Origin of the sequence: Microbacterium sp. MMO-35 (assembly GCF_037147555.1) — a bacterium.
GTDB lineage: Bacteria > Actinomycetota > Actinomycetes > Actinomycetales > Microbacteriaceae > Microbacterium.
Genome location: NZ_JBBCVH010000011.1, coordinates 42,552 through 60,263 on the forward strand (window position 1 = coordinate 42,552; position 17,712 = coordinate 60,263).

The 17,712-nt window shown below is 68.0% G+C and carries 19 protein-coding genes; 16 read left to right on the plus strand and 3 right to left on the minus strand.

Annotated elements, in window-relative coordinates; all coding sequences use genetic code 11:
* The 10 genes from WFJ01_RS17185 to WFJ01_RS17230 all read left to right on the plus strand — a co-directional run bounded on the left by WFJ01_RS17185 (position 1) and on the right by WFJ01_RS17230 (position 9,933).
* Positions 1–789 carry an SDR family NAD(P)-dependent oxidoreductase gene (locus WFJ01_RS17185; protein ID WP_292886522.1) on the plus strand — a complete coding sequence of 263 codons (789 nt, stop codon included), beginning with the start codon at positions 1–3 and terminating at the stop codon, positions 787–789.
* Between the two features lie 279 nt (positions 790–1,068).
* On the plus strand, positions 1,069–2,118 hold the full coding sequence (locus tag WFJ01_RS17190) for a substrate-binding domain-containing protein (RefSeq protein WP_336629812.1): 1,050 nt from the start codon (positions 1,069–1,071) through the stop codon (positions 2,116–2,118).
* The gene (locus WFJ01_RS17195) at positions 2,115–3,197 is read left to right on the plus strand and encodes an ABC transporter permease (protein ID WP_251439085.1); all 1,083 of its coding nucleotides are present in this window, start codon (positions 2,115–2,117) and stop codon (positions 3,195–3,197) included. Before WFJ01_RS17190 ends, WFJ01_RS17195 begins: the two co-directional genes overlap by 4 nt.
* Position 3,198: 1 nt before the next feature.
* Positions 3,199–4,005 (plus strand): ATP-binding cassette domain-containing protein, encoded by an 807-nt coding sequence (locus WFJ01_RS17200; RefSeq protein WP_251439383.1) that lies wholly within the window; start codon positions 3,199–3,201, stop codon positions 4,003–4,005.
* Positions 4,006–4,153: 148 nt separating this feature from the next.
* Complete coding sequence (locus WFJ01_RS17205) at positions 4,154–4,768, plus strand: glucose-6-phosphate isomerase family protein (RefSeq protein ID WP_251439083.1); 615 nt, start codon at positions 4,154–4,156, stop codon at positions 4,766–4,768.
* A 2-nt stretch (positions 4,769–4,770) separates the two neighbouring features.
* The gene (locus tag WFJ01_RS17210; protein ID WP_292886515.1) at positions 4,771–5,826 is read left to right on the plus strand and encodes a zinc-binding dehydrogenase; all 1,056 of its coding nucleotides are present in this window, start codon (positions 4,771–4,773) and stop codon (positions 5,824–5,826) included.
* A gap of 156 nt (positions 5,827–5,982) precedes the next feature.
* Positions 5,983–6,819 (plus strand): SDR family oxidoreductase, encoded by an 837-nt coding sequence (locus tag WFJ01_RS17215; protein WP_251439080.1) that lies wholly within the window; start codon positions 5,983–5,985, stop codon positions 6,817–6,819.
* A 2-nt stretch (positions 6,820–6,821) separates the two neighbouring features.
* Positions 6,822–7,922 carry a galactitol-1-phosphate 5-dehydrogenase gene (locus WFJ01_RS17220; protein ID WP_292886511.1) on the plus strand — a complete coding sequence of 367 codons (1,101 nt, stop codon included), beginning with the start codon at positions 6,822–6,824 and terminating at the stop codon, positions 7,920–7,922.
* Positions 7,919–8,962, plus strand: coding sequence for a zinc-dependent dehydrogenase (locus WFJ01_RS17225; RefSeq protein WP_251439076.1), 1,044 nt, complete (start codon positions 7,919–7,921; stop codon positions 8,960–8,962). Before WFJ01_RS17220 ends, WFJ01_RS17225 begins: the two co-directional genes overlap by 4 nt.
* Before the next feature lie 71 nt (positions 8,963–9,033).
* Entirely contained in the window at positions 9,034–9,933 is a 900-nt protein-coding gene (locus WFJ01_RS17230; protein ID WP_251439074.1) for a MurR/RpiR family transcriptional regulator, read from the plus strand.
* A gap of 27 nt (positions 9,934–9,960) precedes the next feature.
* Here the strand turns inward: WFJ01_RS17230 and glpK are convergent, their stop codons facing one another.
* Both glpK and WFJ01_RS17240 read right to left on the minus strand, forming a co-directional pair.
* Positions 9,961–11,460, minus strand: coding sequence for a glycerol kinase GlpK (gene glpK, locus WFJ01_RS17235; protein WP_251439072.1), 1,500 nt, complete (start codon positions 11,458–11,460; stop codon positions 9,961–9,963).
* Between the two features lie 75 nt (positions 11,461–11,535).
* Positions 11,536–11,679: a hypothetical protein gene (locus WFJ01_RS17240; RefSeq protein WP_292886838.1), complete on the minus strand. Its 144-nt coding sequence runs from the start codon at positions 11,677–11,679 to the stop codon at positions 11,536–11,538.
* 12 nt (positions 11,680–11,691) lie between these two features.
* Between WFJ01_RS17240 and WFJ01_RS17245 the strand changes: the two genes are divergently transcribed.
* Positions 11,692–12,651: a zinc-binding dehydrogenase gene (locus WFJ01_RS17245; protein ID WP_336629823.1), complete on the plus strand. Its 960-nt coding sequence runs from the start codon at positions 11,692–11,694 to the stop codon at positions 12,649–12,651.
* A gap of 57 nt (positions 12,652–12,708) precedes the next feature.
* On the opposite strand, the gene WFJ01_RS17250 is transcribed toward WFJ01_RS17245, so the two are convergent.
* The gene (locus WFJ01_RS17250) at positions 12,709–13,410 is read right to left on the minus strand and encodes an SDR family NAD(P)-dependent oxidoreductase (RefSeq protein ID WP_336629813.1); all 702 of its coding nucleotides are present in this window, start codon (positions 13,408–13,410) and stop codon (positions 12,709–12,711) included.
* A gap of 90 nt (positions 13,411–13,500) precedes the next feature.
* On the opposite strand from WFJ01_RS17250, the gene WFJ01_RS17255 reads away from it, so the two are divergent.
* The 5 genes from WFJ01_RS17255 to WFJ01_RS17275 are packed head-to-tail and all read left to right on the plus strand — an operon-like array spanning position 13,501 to position 17,628.
* On the plus strand, positions 13,501–14,358 hold the full coding sequence (locus WFJ01_RS17255) for a transketolase (protein ID WP_251439067.1): 858 nt from the start codon (positions 13,501–13,503) through the stop codon (positions 14,356–14,358).
* Positions 14,355–15,329, plus strand: coding sequence for a transketolase family protein (locus tag WFJ01_RS17260; protein ID WP_251439066.1), 975 nt, complete (start codon positions 14,355–14,357; stop codon positions 15,327–15,329). Before WFJ01_RS17255 ends, WFJ01_RS17260 begins: the two co-directional genes overlap by 4 nt.
* A complete protein-coding gene (locus tag WFJ01_RS17265) occupies positions 15,326–15,853 on the plus strand; it encodes a phosphatase domain-containing protein (RefSeq protein WP_251439064.1) in 528 nt (175 codons plus the stop codon). Before WFJ01_RS17260 ends, WFJ01_RS17265 begins: the two co-directional genes overlap by 4 nt.
* 18 nt (positions 15,854–15,871) lie before the next feature.
* Positions 15,872–16,714: an MBL fold metallo-hydrolase gene (locus WFJ01_RS17270; RefSeq protein ID WP_336629814.1), complete on the plus strand. Its 843-nt coding sequence runs from the start codon at positions 15,872–15,874 to the stop codon at positions 16,712–16,714.
* Entirely contained in the window at positions 16,711–17,628 is a 918-nt protein-coding gene (locus WFJ01_RS17275) for a shikimate dehydrogenase family protein (protein ID WP_251439061.1), read from the plus strand. The genes WFJ01_RS17270 and WFJ01_RS17275 overlap by 4 nt, the downstream gene beginning before the upstream one ends.
* Positions 17,629–17,712: the final 84 nt, after the last annotated feature.

Genomic DNA, 17,712 nt, shown 5'->3' on the forward strand with positions numbered 1-17,712 from the left:
ATGGACCTCCGGCTCACCGGACGTACCGCGCTCGTCACCGCCGCCACAGGCGGCCTGGGGCTCGAGATGGCTCGAGCCCTGGCGGCGGAGGGTGCCAGCGTCCACATCAACGGGCGAACCGATACATCGGTTCAGGCCGCGATCGACCTGATCCGCGCAGAGGATCCTCATGCGGATGTCCGCGGCGTCGTCGGCGACTGCGGCACTCGTGAGGGCTGTGCGCACGTCATCGGACAGCTTCCCGACGTCGACATCCTCATCAACAACCTCGGCGTCTATGAGTCGCAGAGCATCCTCGAGTCCACGGACGAAGACTGGCTGCGCCTGTTCGAGATCAACATCCTCTCCGGCATCCGGGTCACCCGGCACTACTTGCCGGGGATGCTCGAGCGCGACCGCGGCAGGGTGCTCTTCATCGCGAGCGAGGCGGCCGTCATGCCCTCCCTGGAGCTGCCGCATTACAGTGCGACGAAGACGATGGAGTTGTCGATCTCGCGGAGCTTCGCGGAGACGACCAAGGACACGCGGGTGACCGTCAACTCCCTCCTGCCCGGTTCCTCCCGCACCGACGGCGTGGCCGCGCTGGTCCAAGAGCTCTACCCGGACGACGGATATGAGCAGGCCGAGCAGCGCTTCATGGCGCAGAATCGGCCGACGTCCCTCCTCGGGCGCCTCATCGACCCTGATGAGATCGCGCAGATCGTCATGTTCCTCGTGAGCGATGCTTCCTCCGCGTTCAACGGTGCGGCGCTGCGTGCAGACGGCGGCATCGTCCGGACCGTCTTCTAGGTCACGGAGCGGGCCACGATCCGGAGTGGCGGACTGCGCCAGAGCGAGCGGCGAGCATCGAGAACATCCGTGCGGTGCAGCGTGCGGGGCACCCGTCCCGCCGTCAGAATGTTGCCTGACTACGGTGAGATGACAAGTTCCGCCTGAAACGTGGTCAATCCGCTTCTATTGACCCAAAGCATGTAGTCCTGCTACATTCATGACGTTGACCACGATGGTGAGGGCAAGGGACCCGACCGTTGAGGCACGCCGACACTCGTCAACGGAGAAGGAGTTCACATGCGCGTCACCCGCAGGGCGGCGAGAACCGCCGCCGCGATCGGAGCGATCGCCCTCGCAGCCATCACCATGTCCGCCTGCACGTCCGAGCCCGTCGGCTCGATGGGAACGGGGGCAGCGGGCGAGATCAAGATCGGCTTCATCGTCAAGACCAACTCGAACCCCTTCTGGGTGTTCATGCAGCAGAAGGCGGAGGCGGAGGCGAAGAAGCAGGGTGTCACGCTGATCACCGCTGCGGGCAAGAACGACGGCGACATCGACAGCCAGGTCTCGGCGATCCAGAACATGATCACCAGTGGTGCGAAGGCCATCATCGTCGACCCCAACGACAGTGCTGCGATCATCCCGGCGCTCGAGGCGGCGCAGAAGCAAGGGGTCGCGACCTTCGCCGTGGACACCCAGGTCGATGGCAACAAGGCGGTGTACGGCACCTGGGCGACCGACAACTACCAGGGCGGTGTCCTGCTCGGCAAGTACGTCAAGGCGGCGTTCGGCAAGGACTTCGCCGGACAGGCGCCGCAGATCGCCCTGCTCGACTACCACCGGGGCGTGAGCGTCGGCGACCAGCGTCGCAACGGCTTCCTCGACGGATTCGGCGTGAAGGAGGGCAGCCCCGAGATCGCCGGCGCCCAGGACACCGGTGGCGACCAGAGTCAGGGCCAGCAGGTCATGGAGAACATGCTGCAGAAGGCCCCGGGCATCAACGTCGTGTACAGCATCAACGAGCCGGCCGGGACCGGCGGCGCGACGGCGATCGCCGACGCCGGGAAGACGAACTCGATCCTGCTCGGCTCGATTGACGGCGGATGCGCCGGCGTCGCGTCGGTCAAGAACGGGCAGTTCACCGCCACCGTCATGCAGTTCCCGGCCCGGATGGCCGAGATGTCGATCCAGGCCGCCGTCAAGTACATCAAGGACGGCACGAAGCCCGAGATGCCCGCGTCCGGTTACGTCGACACCGGCACGACGCTCATCACGGACAAGGCGGTCGACGGGGTGGACTCCAAGGACACGGCCTGGGGCGAGGCCAACTGCTGGGGCACCAAATGACGACGTCCGATTCGCGTGTCCGCCGCGCTCCGCGCGGCGCGGCGGACGCGCAGGGTTTCTCGGAGGACACTGCGGGCATCCGCGTGCCGGCGCCGCCCAAGAGCGGCGCCGGTGTGAAGGTGCTCGCACTCGCCGCGCGCAATCCGTTCTTCGGTCCCCTCGCCGCCCTTCTCGTGCTCGTCGTGATCTTCTCGTTCACGACGAGCACCTTCCTCAGCGCGCAGAACTTCTCCGTGATCCTGCAGCAGTCGGTCGTCATCGGCACCCTCGCGCTCGGTCAGACGCTGATCATCCTCACCGCGGGGATCGACCTCGCCAATGGGGCGATCCTGGTCGTCGGCGCCCTCGTCATGGCCAAGCTCGCGCAGGGGCAGCCCGCCGGGATGCAGATCCTGATCCTGCTGTGCGGATTCCTGCTGTGCGGTCTGCTGGCCTTCCTCTCCGGTCTCCTGGTCGCGCGGTTCCTCCTGCCGGCGTTCATCGTCACGCTCGGTATGTACACCATGCTCACCGCGGGCGCTCGGCTGTATTCGCAGCAGACCCTCGTGGTGCCGCAGGGCATCCTCACGGTGCTCGGTACCGGCGGATACCTGTTCGGGGTCTTCCAGATCACGGTCGGCGTCTTCGTGGTGATCGCCGCGGTGCTCGTGCTGCACTTCGCGCTCACCAGGACCGCCTGGGGTCGGCATGTCTACGCCGTCGGCGGCAACCCGACCGCCGCGCGTCGGACCGGTATCAACGTGCGTCGTGTTCTGCTCGTGGTCTACCTCGTCGCCGGACTGCTCTACGGCCTGGCCGCCTGGCAGGCCTTCGGCCGCAGCCCGGCGACATCGGCGAACGTCTTCGGAACGGCGAACCTCGACACCATCAGTGCGGTCGTCATCGGCGGCACGTCGTTGTTCGGAGGCCGGGGAACGGTGATCGGCAGCTACTTCGGGACGCTGATCGTGCTCGTCCTGCAGTCCGGTCTCACGCAGATGGGCCTGGATCCGCTGTACCAACAGGTGCTCACCGGTGCGCTCGTCATCGGCGCCGTGGCCCTGGACCAGTTCACACGGAAGGTGGAGCGACTTGCCTGACATGAACGCCCTGCGGGGCGAGACGGCTGTGGCCGCGAGCGGTGCGCCGCACGATGTCGTGCTCAGGGCGGTGGGCATCCGCAAGCAGTATGGGCACGTCGTCGCGGTGCGCGACAGCGACTTCGAGCTGCGTCGCGGCGAGATCCTGTCGGTGATCGGAGACAACGGCGCGGGCAAGTCCTCGCTGATCAAGGTGCTCTCCGGGGACGTGATCCCCGATGCCGGGCAGATCTACCTCAACGGCGCCGAGGTCGCGTTCAAGAGCCCGAAGGACGCGCAGCGCGCCGGGATCGAGACGGTGTATCAGGATCTCGCCATGGTGCCGGACCTCGACATCGCCTCCAATCTCTACCTCGGCCGCGAGAAGCGATTCTCCGGCGGACTCGGATCGGTGCTGCGGATGCTGGACTCCCGAGCGATGCAGAAGCACGCTCAGCAGAGCCTCGACGATCTCGGCATCTCGACGCTCCAGTCGATCACTCAGCGGGTCGAGACGCTTTCGGGCGGTCAGCGGCAGACGGTCGCGGTCGCCCGTGCGGCGATCTTCGGCACCAACGTCGTGATCATGGACGAGCCGACCGCGGCGCTCGGCGTGCGGGAGACGAAGGGCGTGCTGGACCTCATCCGCAGCATCCGGGACGCCGGTCGCTCGGTCGTGCTCATCAGCCACGACATCCCCTCGGTGTACGAGATCTCGGATCACATCCACATTCACCGTCTCGGGCGGCGCATCGCGCTGCGGACTCCGGCGGATCAGTCGATGAACGACCTCGTGGGCGTGATGACGGGGGCGCTGCCCGCCGACTGAGCGCCCCTCTTCGTGCTTCATCTGCGTTGCTCAGAAGAGCAAGAACTCTGTAGAACTACAGAAAACCGCGGCATTCACGAGTCGAGTCTTGCCGAATCCACGAAATCTTCTCTAAACTTGTAGTTCTACTACATGAAGGAGACCAGCTGTGAGCATCACCCCCGTCGTCGACACGCCCGTCCTGTTGGAGATCGCACAGGGCGGCGGCATCACCGGCCGCAGCCGCCGCTACGAGAAGCGCCTCGGAGATATGGAGGGCGTCTACCGTGACGGCGCCGCGTGGGAGGCTGCTGTCTCCGAGCACGGCGCCGATCGTCTCGAGTACTGGGTGGACGATCACCGTTATCAGGAGGGCCCCGGTGCTCTGATCGTCGGCACCAGCACTGTGCTGCCCGGACGCATGGGTGACGAGTTCGCGCTCACCCGCGGACATCTGCACGCGGTCTCGGATCGTGCGGAGCTCTACTACTGCCTCAGCGGGCGCGGCGTGATGCTGATGGACACGCTCGACGGGCAGAGCTCGGCGATCGAGCTCACCCCGGGCAAGGCCGTGGACGTGCCGGGGCACTGGGTCCACCGCAGTGTGAACGTGGGCGACGAGCCGTTCGTCACGCTGTTCTGCTATGCGGCCGATGCGGGGCAGGACTACGCCGTGATCTCGGACGCCGGCGGGATGAAGAACATCGTGGTCGCGGACGGCGACGGGTGGGCGCTGGTGCCCAACCCGGACCACACGGGCTACCGCGTCGTCGATCAGGGCTGATCGTGACCACGGATGCCCTCGGGGGTGAGCTCCCTCTGCGGATGCGCGGCATCCGTCTTCTCGGCGATCGCGCCGTCGAGCTCGTCGATCTCGATGTGCCGGCCCCCGGCCCGGACGAGGCGCTCGTGCGGATCACGATGTCCGCCGTCTGCGGCAGCGACCTTCCGCACTACCGCTCCACGCCGGATACGCTGGGGCGGCGTGCGGAGATCGTCCCCGGGCACGAACCGGTGGGAGTCGTGCATCGTGGGGTCGCCGGGGGAGTGCCTGCCGGCACGCGGGTGATGGTCTACCACCACAGCGGCGAGGGTCGCTGCGCTCACTGTGTCGCCGGCGAGCCGATGTTCTGCTCCCACCGTCAGACGCTCGGAAACCATCGGCACGGTGCCGACGCGCAATGGCTGGTCGCGCCCGATGCGTCGCTCGTGCCGCTGCCCGACGACATCGACGACGCGATGGCGGCGCTCGTGGCCTGCAACTTCGGCACGGCGATCGCGGGCCTCCGCAAGAGCGGTGCACGCGCGGGGGACCGTGTGGTCGTGACGGGACTCGGCGCGGTCGGGCTCTGCGTCGTGATCGCGGCGGTCGCAGCCGGCTGCCGGGTCATCGGCGTGGATCCGATCGGGGCACGGCGCGCGTTCGCGCAGGAGCTCGGCGCCGACGCGGTCATCGATCCGGTGCAGCAGGATCCGGTGTCGACGATCCGCGGCATCACGGAGGGCGAGGGAGCCGAGGTCGTGATCGAGTGCTCCGCCAATGCGCGTGCGCAGAAGCAGGCCGTGCAGGCGGTGCGCGCGCACGGCACCGTACTCCTGATCGGATCGAACAGCTCGATGGAGTTCGACCCCGGCGTCGATCTGATCCGAAAGGAGGTGCGGATCGCCGGCACGTGGATCTTCAAGCGCTACGAGATCCCCGAGATCTTCCGAGCGGTGCGTCGCCTGCCGGATCTGCGCCGCCTGCTCACGACCCCCTTCCCCTCGGACGACGCGGCGGCGGCCTTCGCTGCGGTCGACGGCGGCGAGTCGCTCGGCAAGGTTCTCATCGCCTGGCGCTGATCGCCGGCACCGGAGGTTGACCGAGATGGCCGCCCTCCAGGGCGGCCATCTCGGCGCATCGAGGGATTTTCCCTATCCTTCATCAAAAAAGAAGAAATTTCTGTTAGAGTAATACTCTCCTCGGAAACAACCTCACACCAACGAGAGGAGCACCCCATGGTGCCCGACTACCTTCCCCGCCCCGGCGACGCGCTTGTCGGAAAGGTCGCGCTGATCACCGGCGCCGCCTCCGGCATCGGCGAGGCCGTCGCCCGCGAGTACGCCGCCAATGGCGCGCGGGTCGCGATGATCGACATCGACGCAGCTCGGCTCGACGAGGTCGTCGCCGACATCCGCGAGCGCGGCGGTGACGTCGTCGGCACCGTGGGCGATGTCGTCTCGGAGGACGATGTGCGTCGCTTCTTCGCCGAGACCGTCGACCGCTGGGGGCGCCTCGACGTGCTCGTCAACAGCGCCGGCCGCGACTCGCTGGCGCCGCCGGTCACCCAGGTCACGCTGGAGGAGTGGAACAAGACCATCGGGCCCAACCTCACCGGAGTCTTCCTCTGCTGCCGTGAGGCCTTCCTCATCATGGAGAAGCAGCCCAGCGGTGGGCGCATCATCAACATGGGGTCCTCGTCGACGCGCGTGGCCTCCGGCCCCGGTCACAGCCCGTACCGCGCGAGCAAGCACGGCATGCTCGGGTTCTCCAAGAACATCCTCCTCGAGGGCGTCGACAAGAACATCGGCGTGACGGTGCTCAACCCGTCCCACGTACGCACCCCGATGACCGAGATCATCGACAAGGGTCTCTACGACGGCGACCTGCCCGCATACACCGATGGATGGCTCGACGAGAAGGAGATCGCAGAGGGCATCGCCGCCAGTTGCATCGACGTGTCGAACGTCGCCGAGGCGGCGCTGTACATCGCCACCCGCACCCCGGACGTCACGATCCCCACGTTCGCGCTGTACCCGACGCACAAGGCCCACCGCTACGGCATGGAGGTCTGACGATGAAGGCCGCCGTCCTGCACGCGGTGCGCGACATCCGCATCGAAGACGTGCCGATGCCCGAAGCCGTGGGCGTCGCGTCCGCTCTCGTCCGTGTCGACGCCGTCGGCGTCTGCGGATCCGATGTGCTCCGGTTCGGAGTGGGAAAGGGGTACGGTTTTCCGCTCGTGCTCGGCCACGAGCTGTCCGCCACCCTCGTCGAGGACTCCCCGTCCGGACGACTCAAGGCGGGCACGCGGGTCGCCGTCTTCCCCTGCATCCCCGACCCTGCCGATCCGATGTCCGAGATCGGCGAGTACACCCTCGGCACGTCGTACGACTACTTCGGATCCCGGCGCGACGGCGGCCTCGAGGAGTACCTCCAGGTGCCGGAGCGCAATCTCTTCCCGCTCCGGGACGACCAGAGCGCGCTCGAAGGGGCGATGGTGGAGCCGGCGGGCGTCGCGCTGCACGCGGTGCGCAAAGCGCCGATCGGTGCGAACGCGGTGGCCCTCGTCATCGGGGCCGGTCCGATCGGGATGTTCGCCGCGCAGTGGCTGCGTGTGCTGGGGGTAACCCGGGTGCTCGTGGCAGACGTCGATGTGCACAAGCGCGCACTCGCAGAGCGGTTGGGTTTCGAGACCATCGACGCGACGGCGGGTCCCACGGACGAACAGGCCGCGGAGCTCACGGGCGGTCGCGGGGTGGACATCGCCGTGGAGGCGAGCGGCCTGGCGCTCACCTTCCTGCAGGCGATCTCGGCCGCGGCGCACTCCGGGCACGTCGTCCTGCTGGGCGATCTGCGCGATGACGCGCTGCTCCCGAAGGAGACGGTGTCGCGGATCCTGCGCCGCGAGCTCGTGCTGCACGGCACCTGGAACGCCAAGATCACGCCGCGCGACGCGAGCGAATGGGACATGGTCATCGCCCATCTCGGACGCGATGTGGTCGCCACCGACCTGGTGAGCCACGTGATCGACTTCGAGGACGCCCAGCAGACGTTCACCGACCTCGTCGAGCGAGCGCACTGGTCGAACAAGACTCTGTTCGCCGTCTCTGCAACCGCGCGTGAAGAGCGCGACGCATTGCTGGGCGCCTCGTTCTCCGCGGGGGTGAACGCATGAAGGCGGCCGTCTTCCGCGCCCCCGGCGTGATCGAGATCGATGACATCCCCGTGCCCGAGATCGGCGCTGACGAGGTGCTGCTGCGCGTACGCGCGGCGAGCATCTGTGGCACGGATCTGCGGATCATGAAGCACGGCCATTTCCGGCTGCCGGCGGGACAGAATCGCGTCCTCGGGCACGAGATCGCAGGCGAGATCGTCAGCGCAGGCGAGCAGGTGGTCGGGTACGGCGTCGGTGATCGCGTGTGCGTCGTGCCGAACGTCGGGTGCGGCCGCTGCAAGCTGTGCCGTCGCGGATTGAACAACCTCTGCCCCGACTACGAGGCGTTCGGCATCACCATGGACGGCGGGTTCGAGGAGTTCATGCGGGTGCCGGCCGCCGCGATCGAGCGAGGCAACCTCGTGCACATCCCGGATGCGCTGTCGTTCGAGGAAGCCGCGATCCTCGAGCCGATGTCGTGCTGCCTGCACGGCCAGCGCAAGGTCGACGTGCAGGCGGACGACGTCGTGGTGATCGTCGGCGCCGGCCCCATCGGGTGCTTCCATGCTCTGCTCGCGAAGCAGCAGGGCGTGGAGACCGTGATCGTGGCGAACACGCGCCAGCCCCGGCTGGAGATCGCGCGACGCATGGGCGCCGACATCACGATCAACGTCTCAGAGCAGGATCTGCGCGATGAGGTGCTGCGGATCACCGGAGGCGAGGGCGCGGATGTGGTCATCACCTGCGTGTCCAAGCCCGAGGTGATCGCCGGCGCGACCGATCTCATCGGACGGCTCGGGAGGATCAATGTGTTCTCCGGGCTCGGAGACCAGGCTCGGCCTCCGATCGATGTCAACGCCCTCCACTATCGCGAGCAGGTCCTCACCGGCACCACGGGATCGAGCGTGCGCGACTACACCGACGTGGTCGCGATGGCGGCCTCCCCCGAGGTCGACCTCTCTCCGGTGATCACGGATCGCTTCGCCGTCGAGGACATCCACGCCGCCATGGCGCAGTCCGCCTCCGGCAACGGCATGAAGTCGGTCGTCCTTTTCGACTGATCCGGCGCCCGATCGGCGCCGGGCCCCGCGTCGGCGGGTGGCCCGGCGCCGGTCCGGCCTAGAATCGACCCGTGAAGGGTGAGACCATGGGGACCAATCTGCTCCATCAGATCTCGCGGAAGGCTGCCTCGATGAGCCCCGCCCTGCGTGGCGTGGCCGAGGTGATCCTGGCAGACCCCGAGGGTGCGCAGTCGATGTCGATCACGGGCCTTGCGGGCAAGGCCGGCGTCGCGGACTCGACCGTCTCGCGCTTCCTGCGTGAACTCGATCTCGAGGGCTACAACCAGCTGAGGCTCGGGATCGCCCAGGCGATCTACTCGCGCGCGCCGGCGGCCGCCGCGAGCTCGGAGTGGGTCTACGAGGGCATTCTCCGCGACGACGGACAGGCCGCGGTGGCAGAGAAGGTGCTGCACGCCAGCATCGAGGCGCTCACCCGCACGGCGGAGAGGATCGACCCGGAGACGTTGAGCGCCGTCGTGGACCGGATCCATGATGCCGGCTCGCTGTACTTCGCAGCGATGGGCTCCTCCGCCACCGTCGCCGAGAGCGCCGTGCTCCGTTTCACCCGTGCAGGCAAGAGCTGCACGTTCTTCCGGGATCACTCCGCGCAGGCGATGAGCGCCGCCACGGTCAAGCCGACAGATGTCGTGATCGCGATCAGCGACTCGGGCGACTCCCGCGCGGTGATCAACGCGGTGGAGATCGCGCGCCTCCACGGTGCGCACATCGTGGCCCTCACCTCGGGCGTCGACTCGCCTCTTGCGGAGCTGGCGGACACGCTGCTGCTCACGACGGGCGCCGTGGCGAGCTCGGACGTCTACGGCGAGTCCGTCACCTCGAAGTGGGGTCAGCTGCTCGTCATCGACACCCTCTACGCGACCTATGCGACGCGCTTCTTCGACGACACGGAGCCGTATCTGCGGGAGAGCTACCAGTCGGCCATCATGCCGACGCGGGCTGAGAGGCGCTGAGCGCACTCTCCGCCCGCGTCGGAGCGGTCAGTGCTCGGCGAAGTCGCGCGCCCGCTCCACCGACTTTCGCCAGCCCGCGTAGAGATGCTCCCGGGTGTCCTCGTCCATCGCGGGCAGGAAGGTGCGTTCGATCTCGATGCACGCCTGCAGCTGTTCCTGGGAGCTCCAGAAGCCGGTCGCCAGCCCCGCGAGGAAGGCGGCGCCGCGGGCGGTCGACTCGGTGACGATGGGGCGCTGCACCGGCACCCCGAGCTGATCCGCCTGGAACTGCAGATGGAAGTCGTTCGTGGCTGCGCCGCCGTCCACGCGCAGTTCGGGCAAGGGGTTGCCGGACTCCTGCGTCATCGCGTCGATGACATCGCGATAGGAGTAGCTCATCGACTCGAGTGCCGCGCGGATGATGTGCGCCCGTCCGGCGCCGGGCGTGATGCCCATGACACCGGCGCGGGCGTACTGGTCCCAGTGGGGTGACGCGAGCCCCGTGAACGCGGGCACGAAGTACACGCCGGCGGTGTCGGGAACGGACTGCGCGATCGCCGCGGACTCCGAGAGATCCTCGATGATCCGCAGTTCGTCGCGCAACCACTTCATCGCGACGCCGACGGCGAAGAAGACTCCCTCGAGCGCGTATTCCACGCGGCCGTCCAGGCCCCAGGCGATCGTCGTGATCAGGCCCGCGTCGGAGAGCACCGGTGTGATGCCCGTGTTCATCATCACGGAGCCGCCGGTCCCGTACGTGGCCTTGACCGAGCCGGGCGTGAAGCAGGCCTGCCCGAAGAGCGCGGACTGCTGGTCGCCCGATGCGGAGGCCACGGGGATCGCGACTCCGAATCCGGCGGTCTCGCCCGTGGTGCCGTACACCTCGCTGGAGGGGCGCACTTCCGGAAGGATCGAGCGCGGCACGCGCAGCAGCTCGAGGATCCGGTCGTCCCAGTCGAGGTCGTGGATGTTGAAGCACATCGACCGCGATGCGTTGGAGTAGTCGGTCACGTGCCGTGCGCCGTCGGTGAGCTTCCAGATCAACCAGGAGTCGATCGTCCCCGCCAGCAGTTCGCCCCGTTCGGCGCGCTCCCGGGCTCCTTCGACATGGTCGAGGATCCAGGCGATCTTCGTGCCGGAGAAGTAGGTGTCGATCGGCAACCCGGTCGCCGAGCGGATGAGCTCGGCGTACCCGGCGTCGCGGAGATCGTCGCAGGCGGCCGCGGTGCGGCGATCCTGCCAGACCAGTGCATTGTGGATCGGCACGCCGGTCTGCGGGTCCCAGACGACGACCGTCTCGCGCTGATTGGTGATGCCGATCGCGGCGATGTCGGACGCGGGGACGCCGGACTCGGCGAGCACCCGCCGCGCCACGTCGAGCTGCGTCTCCCAGATGACTTCCGCGTCATGTTCGACCCATCCCGGTTCCGGGTAGTGCTGGGGGAACTCGGCCTGGGCGATCCGGGTTATCGAGCCGTCCTCGGCGAACAGGATCGCGCGGACGCTGCCCGTGCCGGCGTCGAGCGCCATGACGTGTGTCGTGCTCATCTTCAGGTCACTTCCTCGTGAGGCAGAATCGAAGTAAATTCTACGGGCAATGATAATCTAGAAATGATTACCGGTCTAGTTGACGACGAAGGATTCACGATGCGCGCCGCCGTACTCCATGAGCCCCATGCTCCCCTCGAGGTGCGGGAGGTCGAAACTCCCGCGGAACTCCTGCCGGACGAAGTGCGGGTGAGGACCGCCGCCGTCGGGATCTGCCACTCGGACCTCCATGTGATCCAGGGGCTCGTCGGCCGCCCCATGCCCATCGTCCTCGGTCACGAGGCATCCGGGGTCGTCCTGGAGGTCGGCTCCGCCGTGGACGACGTGCAGGCGGGGGATCACGTGGTCGCGTGCTTCGTCGTGTTCTGCGGCCGATGCCGCATGTGCCGGGCCGGACAGCCGGCCATGTGCCAGGACCGGGAGGCGACCATGCGGGGCGCCGGGCAGGAGCCGCGGCTCAGCATCGACGGGGTCGAGGTGCATCAGTGGACCAACGTCGCCGGTTTCGCCGAGGAGATGGTGCTGCACCGCAACGCCGTCACGGCGATCGACGAGCGCATGCCTCTGGATCTGGCGGCGATGCTGGGGTGCGCCGTGGCGACCGGAGTGGGATCGGCGCGAAAGGTCGCGCGGATCGCGCCCGGGGACGCGGTCGCGGTGATCGGCGCCGGCGGCGTCGGGCTCAACGTGTGCCAGGGCGCTGCGCTGTCGGGCGCCGGCGCGATCATCGCGGTCGACCGCAGTGCGCACCGCCTCGAACTCGCGCGCGCGCGTTTCGGTGCCACCCACACGATCGACGCCTCTGCAGTGACGGACGTGGCCGCCCGTGTGCGGAAGATCGTCGACGGCGGGGCGGACCACGTGTTCGAAGCGGTGGGGGCGCCTGGCCTGGTGGAGGTCGCGCTGGATGCCACGGCCCGAGGAGGGTCGGTATGGGCGATCGGGGTTTTCGGCGACGCGGCCCGCATCGAGTTCTCGGCCGCGCATCTGCACTCGGGGAAGGGCGTGCACGGCGTGCGCGCCGGATCGCTCGAGCCCCAGCGTGACATCCCCCAGCTCGTCGAGGATCATCTGCGCGGCGACCTCGAGCTCGAAGGGCTCGTGGGGGAGAGGATCGCGCTCGCGGACATCAACCGCGGAATCGACGCGCTCGCCGCGGGCACCGGCGCGCGCACTCTCGTCGTCTTCTGAACGGTCCGGCGAGCGGGCGCCGGCGGGCGCGTCGCCCGCCGGCCGCTCGACAGGCTCTCAAGCGATCGAGTAGCCGCCGTCGACGTTGAGGAGTGCGCCGGTGATGTAGCCGGCGTCCTCCGAGACGAGGAAGCGCACGGCGCGAGCGACGTCGTCGGCCTGTCCCCAGCGACCCAAGGGGATCCTGGCGTCGATCGCGGCGCGACGTCCCTGGTCCTCCTGGGCGCGCGTCGACATCGGCGTCTCGATCCAGCCAGGGACGACCGCGTTCGCGCGGACGCCATCGGCGGCGTAGCGCACGGCCTGCGATCGGGTGAGGGCCACGATCGCCCCCTTCGATGCGGCGTACCCGGGAGCGTTGGCGGTGCCGAAGTAGCTCCACATGGATGCGAAGTTCACGATCGACCCGCGTCCGGCCGCCAGGTGGGGGCGGAGGAGCTCGGCGGCGGCGAGTGCGGCCGTGACGTTCACGTCCAGCACCGAGGAGAACGTGGCAGGCTCCCACTCTGCGCGATCGCGCAGCACGGCCGCGCAGGTGACGAGAGCGTGCACCGGCCGTTCGTCGCCGACGGCGGACCGCAGTGCGGCGCTGTCCGTGATGTCGGCCCGGGCGAACCGCACGCCCGGGGGCAGCTCCTCGTCGGCGGCCAGGCCGACGGCCAGCACGTCCCAGCCGTCTGCGGCGATCAATGCGCCGATGGCCTTTCCGATCCCGGTTCCCCCGCCCGTGATGACGGCTCGCCTGCGTGCTTCTGACATCCCTGCCTCCTCGAGGTGAATCCGAATCACCGTAGAAATTTCTTCGAAGTCTAATTTGACAGGCGAGAAAACTTCAAACAGGATGATCGCATGCAGACGCAGTCGTCACAGACCCCCGTATCCGATCCGGTGTCGCTCGCGGATCGTGCACGATTCGTGCGAACCGAGACGATCCGTCTCATCGAGATCGCGGGAACGGGGCACTACAGCAGTGTCTTCTCGTGCGCTGAGATCTTCGCCGCCCTCTACTACGCCGTGATGCGCATTGATCCTGCCCGGCCCGACTGGCCGGATCGGGATCGCTTCCTCATGGGCAAGGGACATGCGGCTGTGGGGCTCTTCCCTGTGCTCGCCGACCTCGGCTTCTTCCCGAAGGAGCTCCTCGACGGATACACCCGACTGGGCAGCCCTCTCGGAGACCACCCCGACATGACCAAGGTGCCGGGCATCGACTTCAGCTCCGGTTCGATCGGACACGCGCTGTCCAACGGGCTCGGCATGGTGCTCGGCGGCCGCTTCCACCAGCGGGACTTCTTCGCGTACGTGATGCTCGGCGACGGCGAGATGCAGGAGGGGCAGGTCTGGGAGGCCGCCCTGTCCGCCGCGCACCACCGGGCAGGTCGCCTCGTGGCGATCGTCGATCGCAACGGATACCAGCTGGACGGCGCCGTCGACGACATCATCGGCATCGAGCCCCTCGCCGACAAATGGCGGGCGTTCGGCTGGGAGGTGCGTGAGATCGACGGGCACGATGCCGACGCGGTGGCGTCGCTGCTGCTCGACCTGCGCGACCGCCCTGCGGATGCGGCCCCGGTCTGCGTGATCGCGCACACGAGGAAGGGCAAAGGAGTGGCCTACATGGAGACAGAGCCGGGCTGGCATCTCGGATACCTCGCGCCCGATGACGCACAGCGTGCGATCGAGGAGATCAGGGGGGAATCCGCATGAGTGCTCCCCTGAACCCGAAGTCGTGGCAGTATCGGGCGCTGAACGAGCTGAACCCCGGCTTGGATCACCTCTCCGCCGGTCTCATCGACCTCGTCGAGCAGGGCCATCCGGTCGTCGCCGGATCAGCGGACCTGCAGTACTCCAACGGCCTCGTGTCCTTCGCGCGGCGGCATCCTGATCGATTCATCCAGTTCGGTATCTCCGAACAGAACATGGTGTCCGCCGCTGCGGGGCTGGCCACCGCCGGAACGATGCCGTTCGTCGCGACCTTCGCGTCGTTCCTCGCCCTCCTGTGCTGCGAGCAGATCCGCATGGACGTGGCGTACACGAAGCTGCCGGTACGCCTCATCGGCCACCACACCGGCATCTCGTTGGGCTTCTACGGCACCAGTCATCACGCGACGGAGGACATCTCCACGATGCGTGCGCTCGCCGGCCTCACGGTCGTGTCGCCGGCCGACGGACCGCAGCTGCGGGCGGCGATCCGGGCGAGCGCTACCTGGCCGGAACCCATCTACTTCCGGATCAGTCGTGGCCGGGACCCTCAGGTGTACGCAGAGGACGTGGAGTTCGAGTTCGGGCGCGCCATCACGCACGGCGAGGGCTCCGACATCACGATCATCGCCTGCGGCACCCAGGTCCATCCGTCCCTTGCGGCCGCCGAGGCACTGCGCGCCGACGGGCTCTCGGTCGGCGTCATCGACATGGCTACGATCAAGCCGCTCGATGCGGACGCGGTGCGCGCCGCGGCGCGGTCCCGCATCGTGCTCACCGTCGAGGAGCACAACATCCTCGGCGGCCTCGGATCCGCGGTGGCGGAAGTGCTCGCCGAGACACCCGGCGGAGCGCGGCTCGTGCGACACGGCATCCGAGACGAGTACAGCCTCATCGCCCCGCCCACCCACCTGTATGCGCACTACGGTCTGGATGCCGCAGGCATCGAGCGGATCGCCCGGGAGTCGCTCGCATGAGTACGCGGCTTCCCGGTAATTGGCATCCGCGCGCGGAGGTGCCGCCCACGGGACCGGTCGTGCTCCTCGATCTCGACGGTGTGATCGCGGACGCCGAGCACCGGCAGCGCTTCCTGCATCAGGATGAGCCGGACTGGACCGGCTTCTACGCCGGCGTCGGAGCGGACGGGGTGATCGCCGCGGGCCGCGCGCTTGCGGGAGCGGTCGACGGTGGCCTTGCGGTGCTCATCCTCACCGGACGTGTCGACGATGTGTCCTCGGCGACGCGCGCCTGGCTGGAGGAGAACCGCATCCGCTGGGACATGCTGATCTGCCGCCCGGCCCAGGAGGATGACGAGGCCCGTCATGCGGTCGACTACAAGCGCGACGAGATCGCGCAGCTGCGCAGGCTCGGTTACGAGCCCGCCCTCGCTGCCGACGACAACCGCAAGATCGTCGCGATGTACGAGCAGGAGGGGATCCCGACCCTCTACGTGCCCAGCGGATACTACGACAACTCGAATCGCTACGACGGCGGCGTCTGATGCCGGAACGGAGATGACATGGTGACCGACACGATCGATCCGCGCTTCCCGCATCCGCCGGGCACCGACGGGGACGTGGTGCTGTGGTGGCTCGGCCAGGCCGGCTTCGCGATTCGGCACGGCGACACTCTGCTGTTCATAGATCCCTACCTGAGCGATGTGCTGGCGGGCAAGTACCGAGGAAAGGTCTTCCCGCACACGCGCATGCAGGAGCCGCCGGTCAACCCGTCGGACGTGGCGGGACTCGATGCGGTCCTGTGCACGCACGGACATACGGATCACATGGACCTCGGTGCGATCCCCTACCTGCAGTCCAGTTCCGACCCGCTCTTCGTCGTGCCTCGCTCGGAGGCGCTCAAGGCCGTCAGCCGTGGCATCCCCGCATCGAGACTGGTCGGACTCGACGCGCAGGAGTCGTTCGCGACACCCGGATACCGGATCACCGCGGTGCCCGCCGCTCACGAGGAGATCGTCGTCGACGGACATGGGCAGAACCTGTTCCTCGGCTATGTGATCGAGATCGGCGGCGTGCGCATCTACCACTCCGGGGACTGCGCGCCGTACGCGGGGCAGCAGGAGCTCATCGCGAAGCTCGGCGTCGATCTCGCGCTGCTGCCGGTGAACGGTCGGGACGCGCATCGCAACGGGAACGGCGTTCCCGGCAACCTCACCCTCGACGAGGCCGTCGCGCTGACCAGGGCGGCCGGCATCCCGGCACTCGTCTGCCACCACTGGGGCATGTTCGAGTTCAACACGGCCGACCCGCAAGAGCTCCGTTCGCGCCTCGCGGACGTCGACGACGTGCGCTGGCGCGTCCCTGTGCTCGGGGCACCGTTCACCGTCTCGGAGATGATCCGATGACGACCACCTTCTCCTTCTTCGGCGTGACCACCACCTCTTCGGCGATCCGCAGGATCTTCCCGCGATGGATGGCCGAACTGGGCATCGACTCGGAGCTGGTCGGACTGGACTTCGCGGTCGACGCGCCCGCCGCCGAATACCGGAAGGCGGTCGAGCGGATCAAGGCCGATCCGCAGTCGGTGGGCGGGCTCATCACGACGCACAAGCTGAATGTCCTGTCGGCGGCCCGGGATCTCTTCGATGAGCTCGATGACGCCGCGGAGCTGCTGAAGGAGACCAGCTGCATCCACAAGGATGGAGCCCGCCTGCTCGGGGCGGCCCTCGATGACCGCACAAGCCTCCTGGGGCTTGATGCCCTGGTCGGAGAGGGATACTGGGACGGCACGCGCGAGCTGGTCATCCTCGGCGCGGGCGGGGCATCGATCGCACTCACCCTGGGACTGCACCGTGCCGCGCGGAGCGGGCGCCCCGTTCCCTCGCGGGTGATCGTGACGGCGCGATCGGAGGCGAGGCTGGACGAGATGCGCTCCCTGCACGCCGAGATCGGCTTCGCGATCCCCACGGAGTACCTCGTCGCCGGAACCTCGACCGAGGCGGACCGGGTGGTCGCCTCCGCGGGCTCGGGATCCGTCATCGTCAACGCGACGGGTATGGGCAAGGACCGGCCCGGTTCCCCGGTGTCGGAGGTAGCTCCGTTCCCGCGCGATGCGGTCGTGTGGGACATGAACTATCGCGGTGAGCTCCGGTTCCTGGCGGATGCGAGATCTCAGCGCAGGGACGATCTGCGTGTGGTCGACGGATGGGACTACTTCGTCTATTCCTGGACGATGGTCGTCGGGGTGGTCTACGGCATCGACATCCCTGCCGCCGGCCCGCTGTTCGATCGGCTCTCCGAACTCGCCCGCGCCGCGTGAGCTCGCGGGAGCGGGCGGCGCCATCCGTCCCGCTCCCGCGTCGGTCGACGGCGACCGGGGCCGCCGCGCGGACTACCCTGGAGG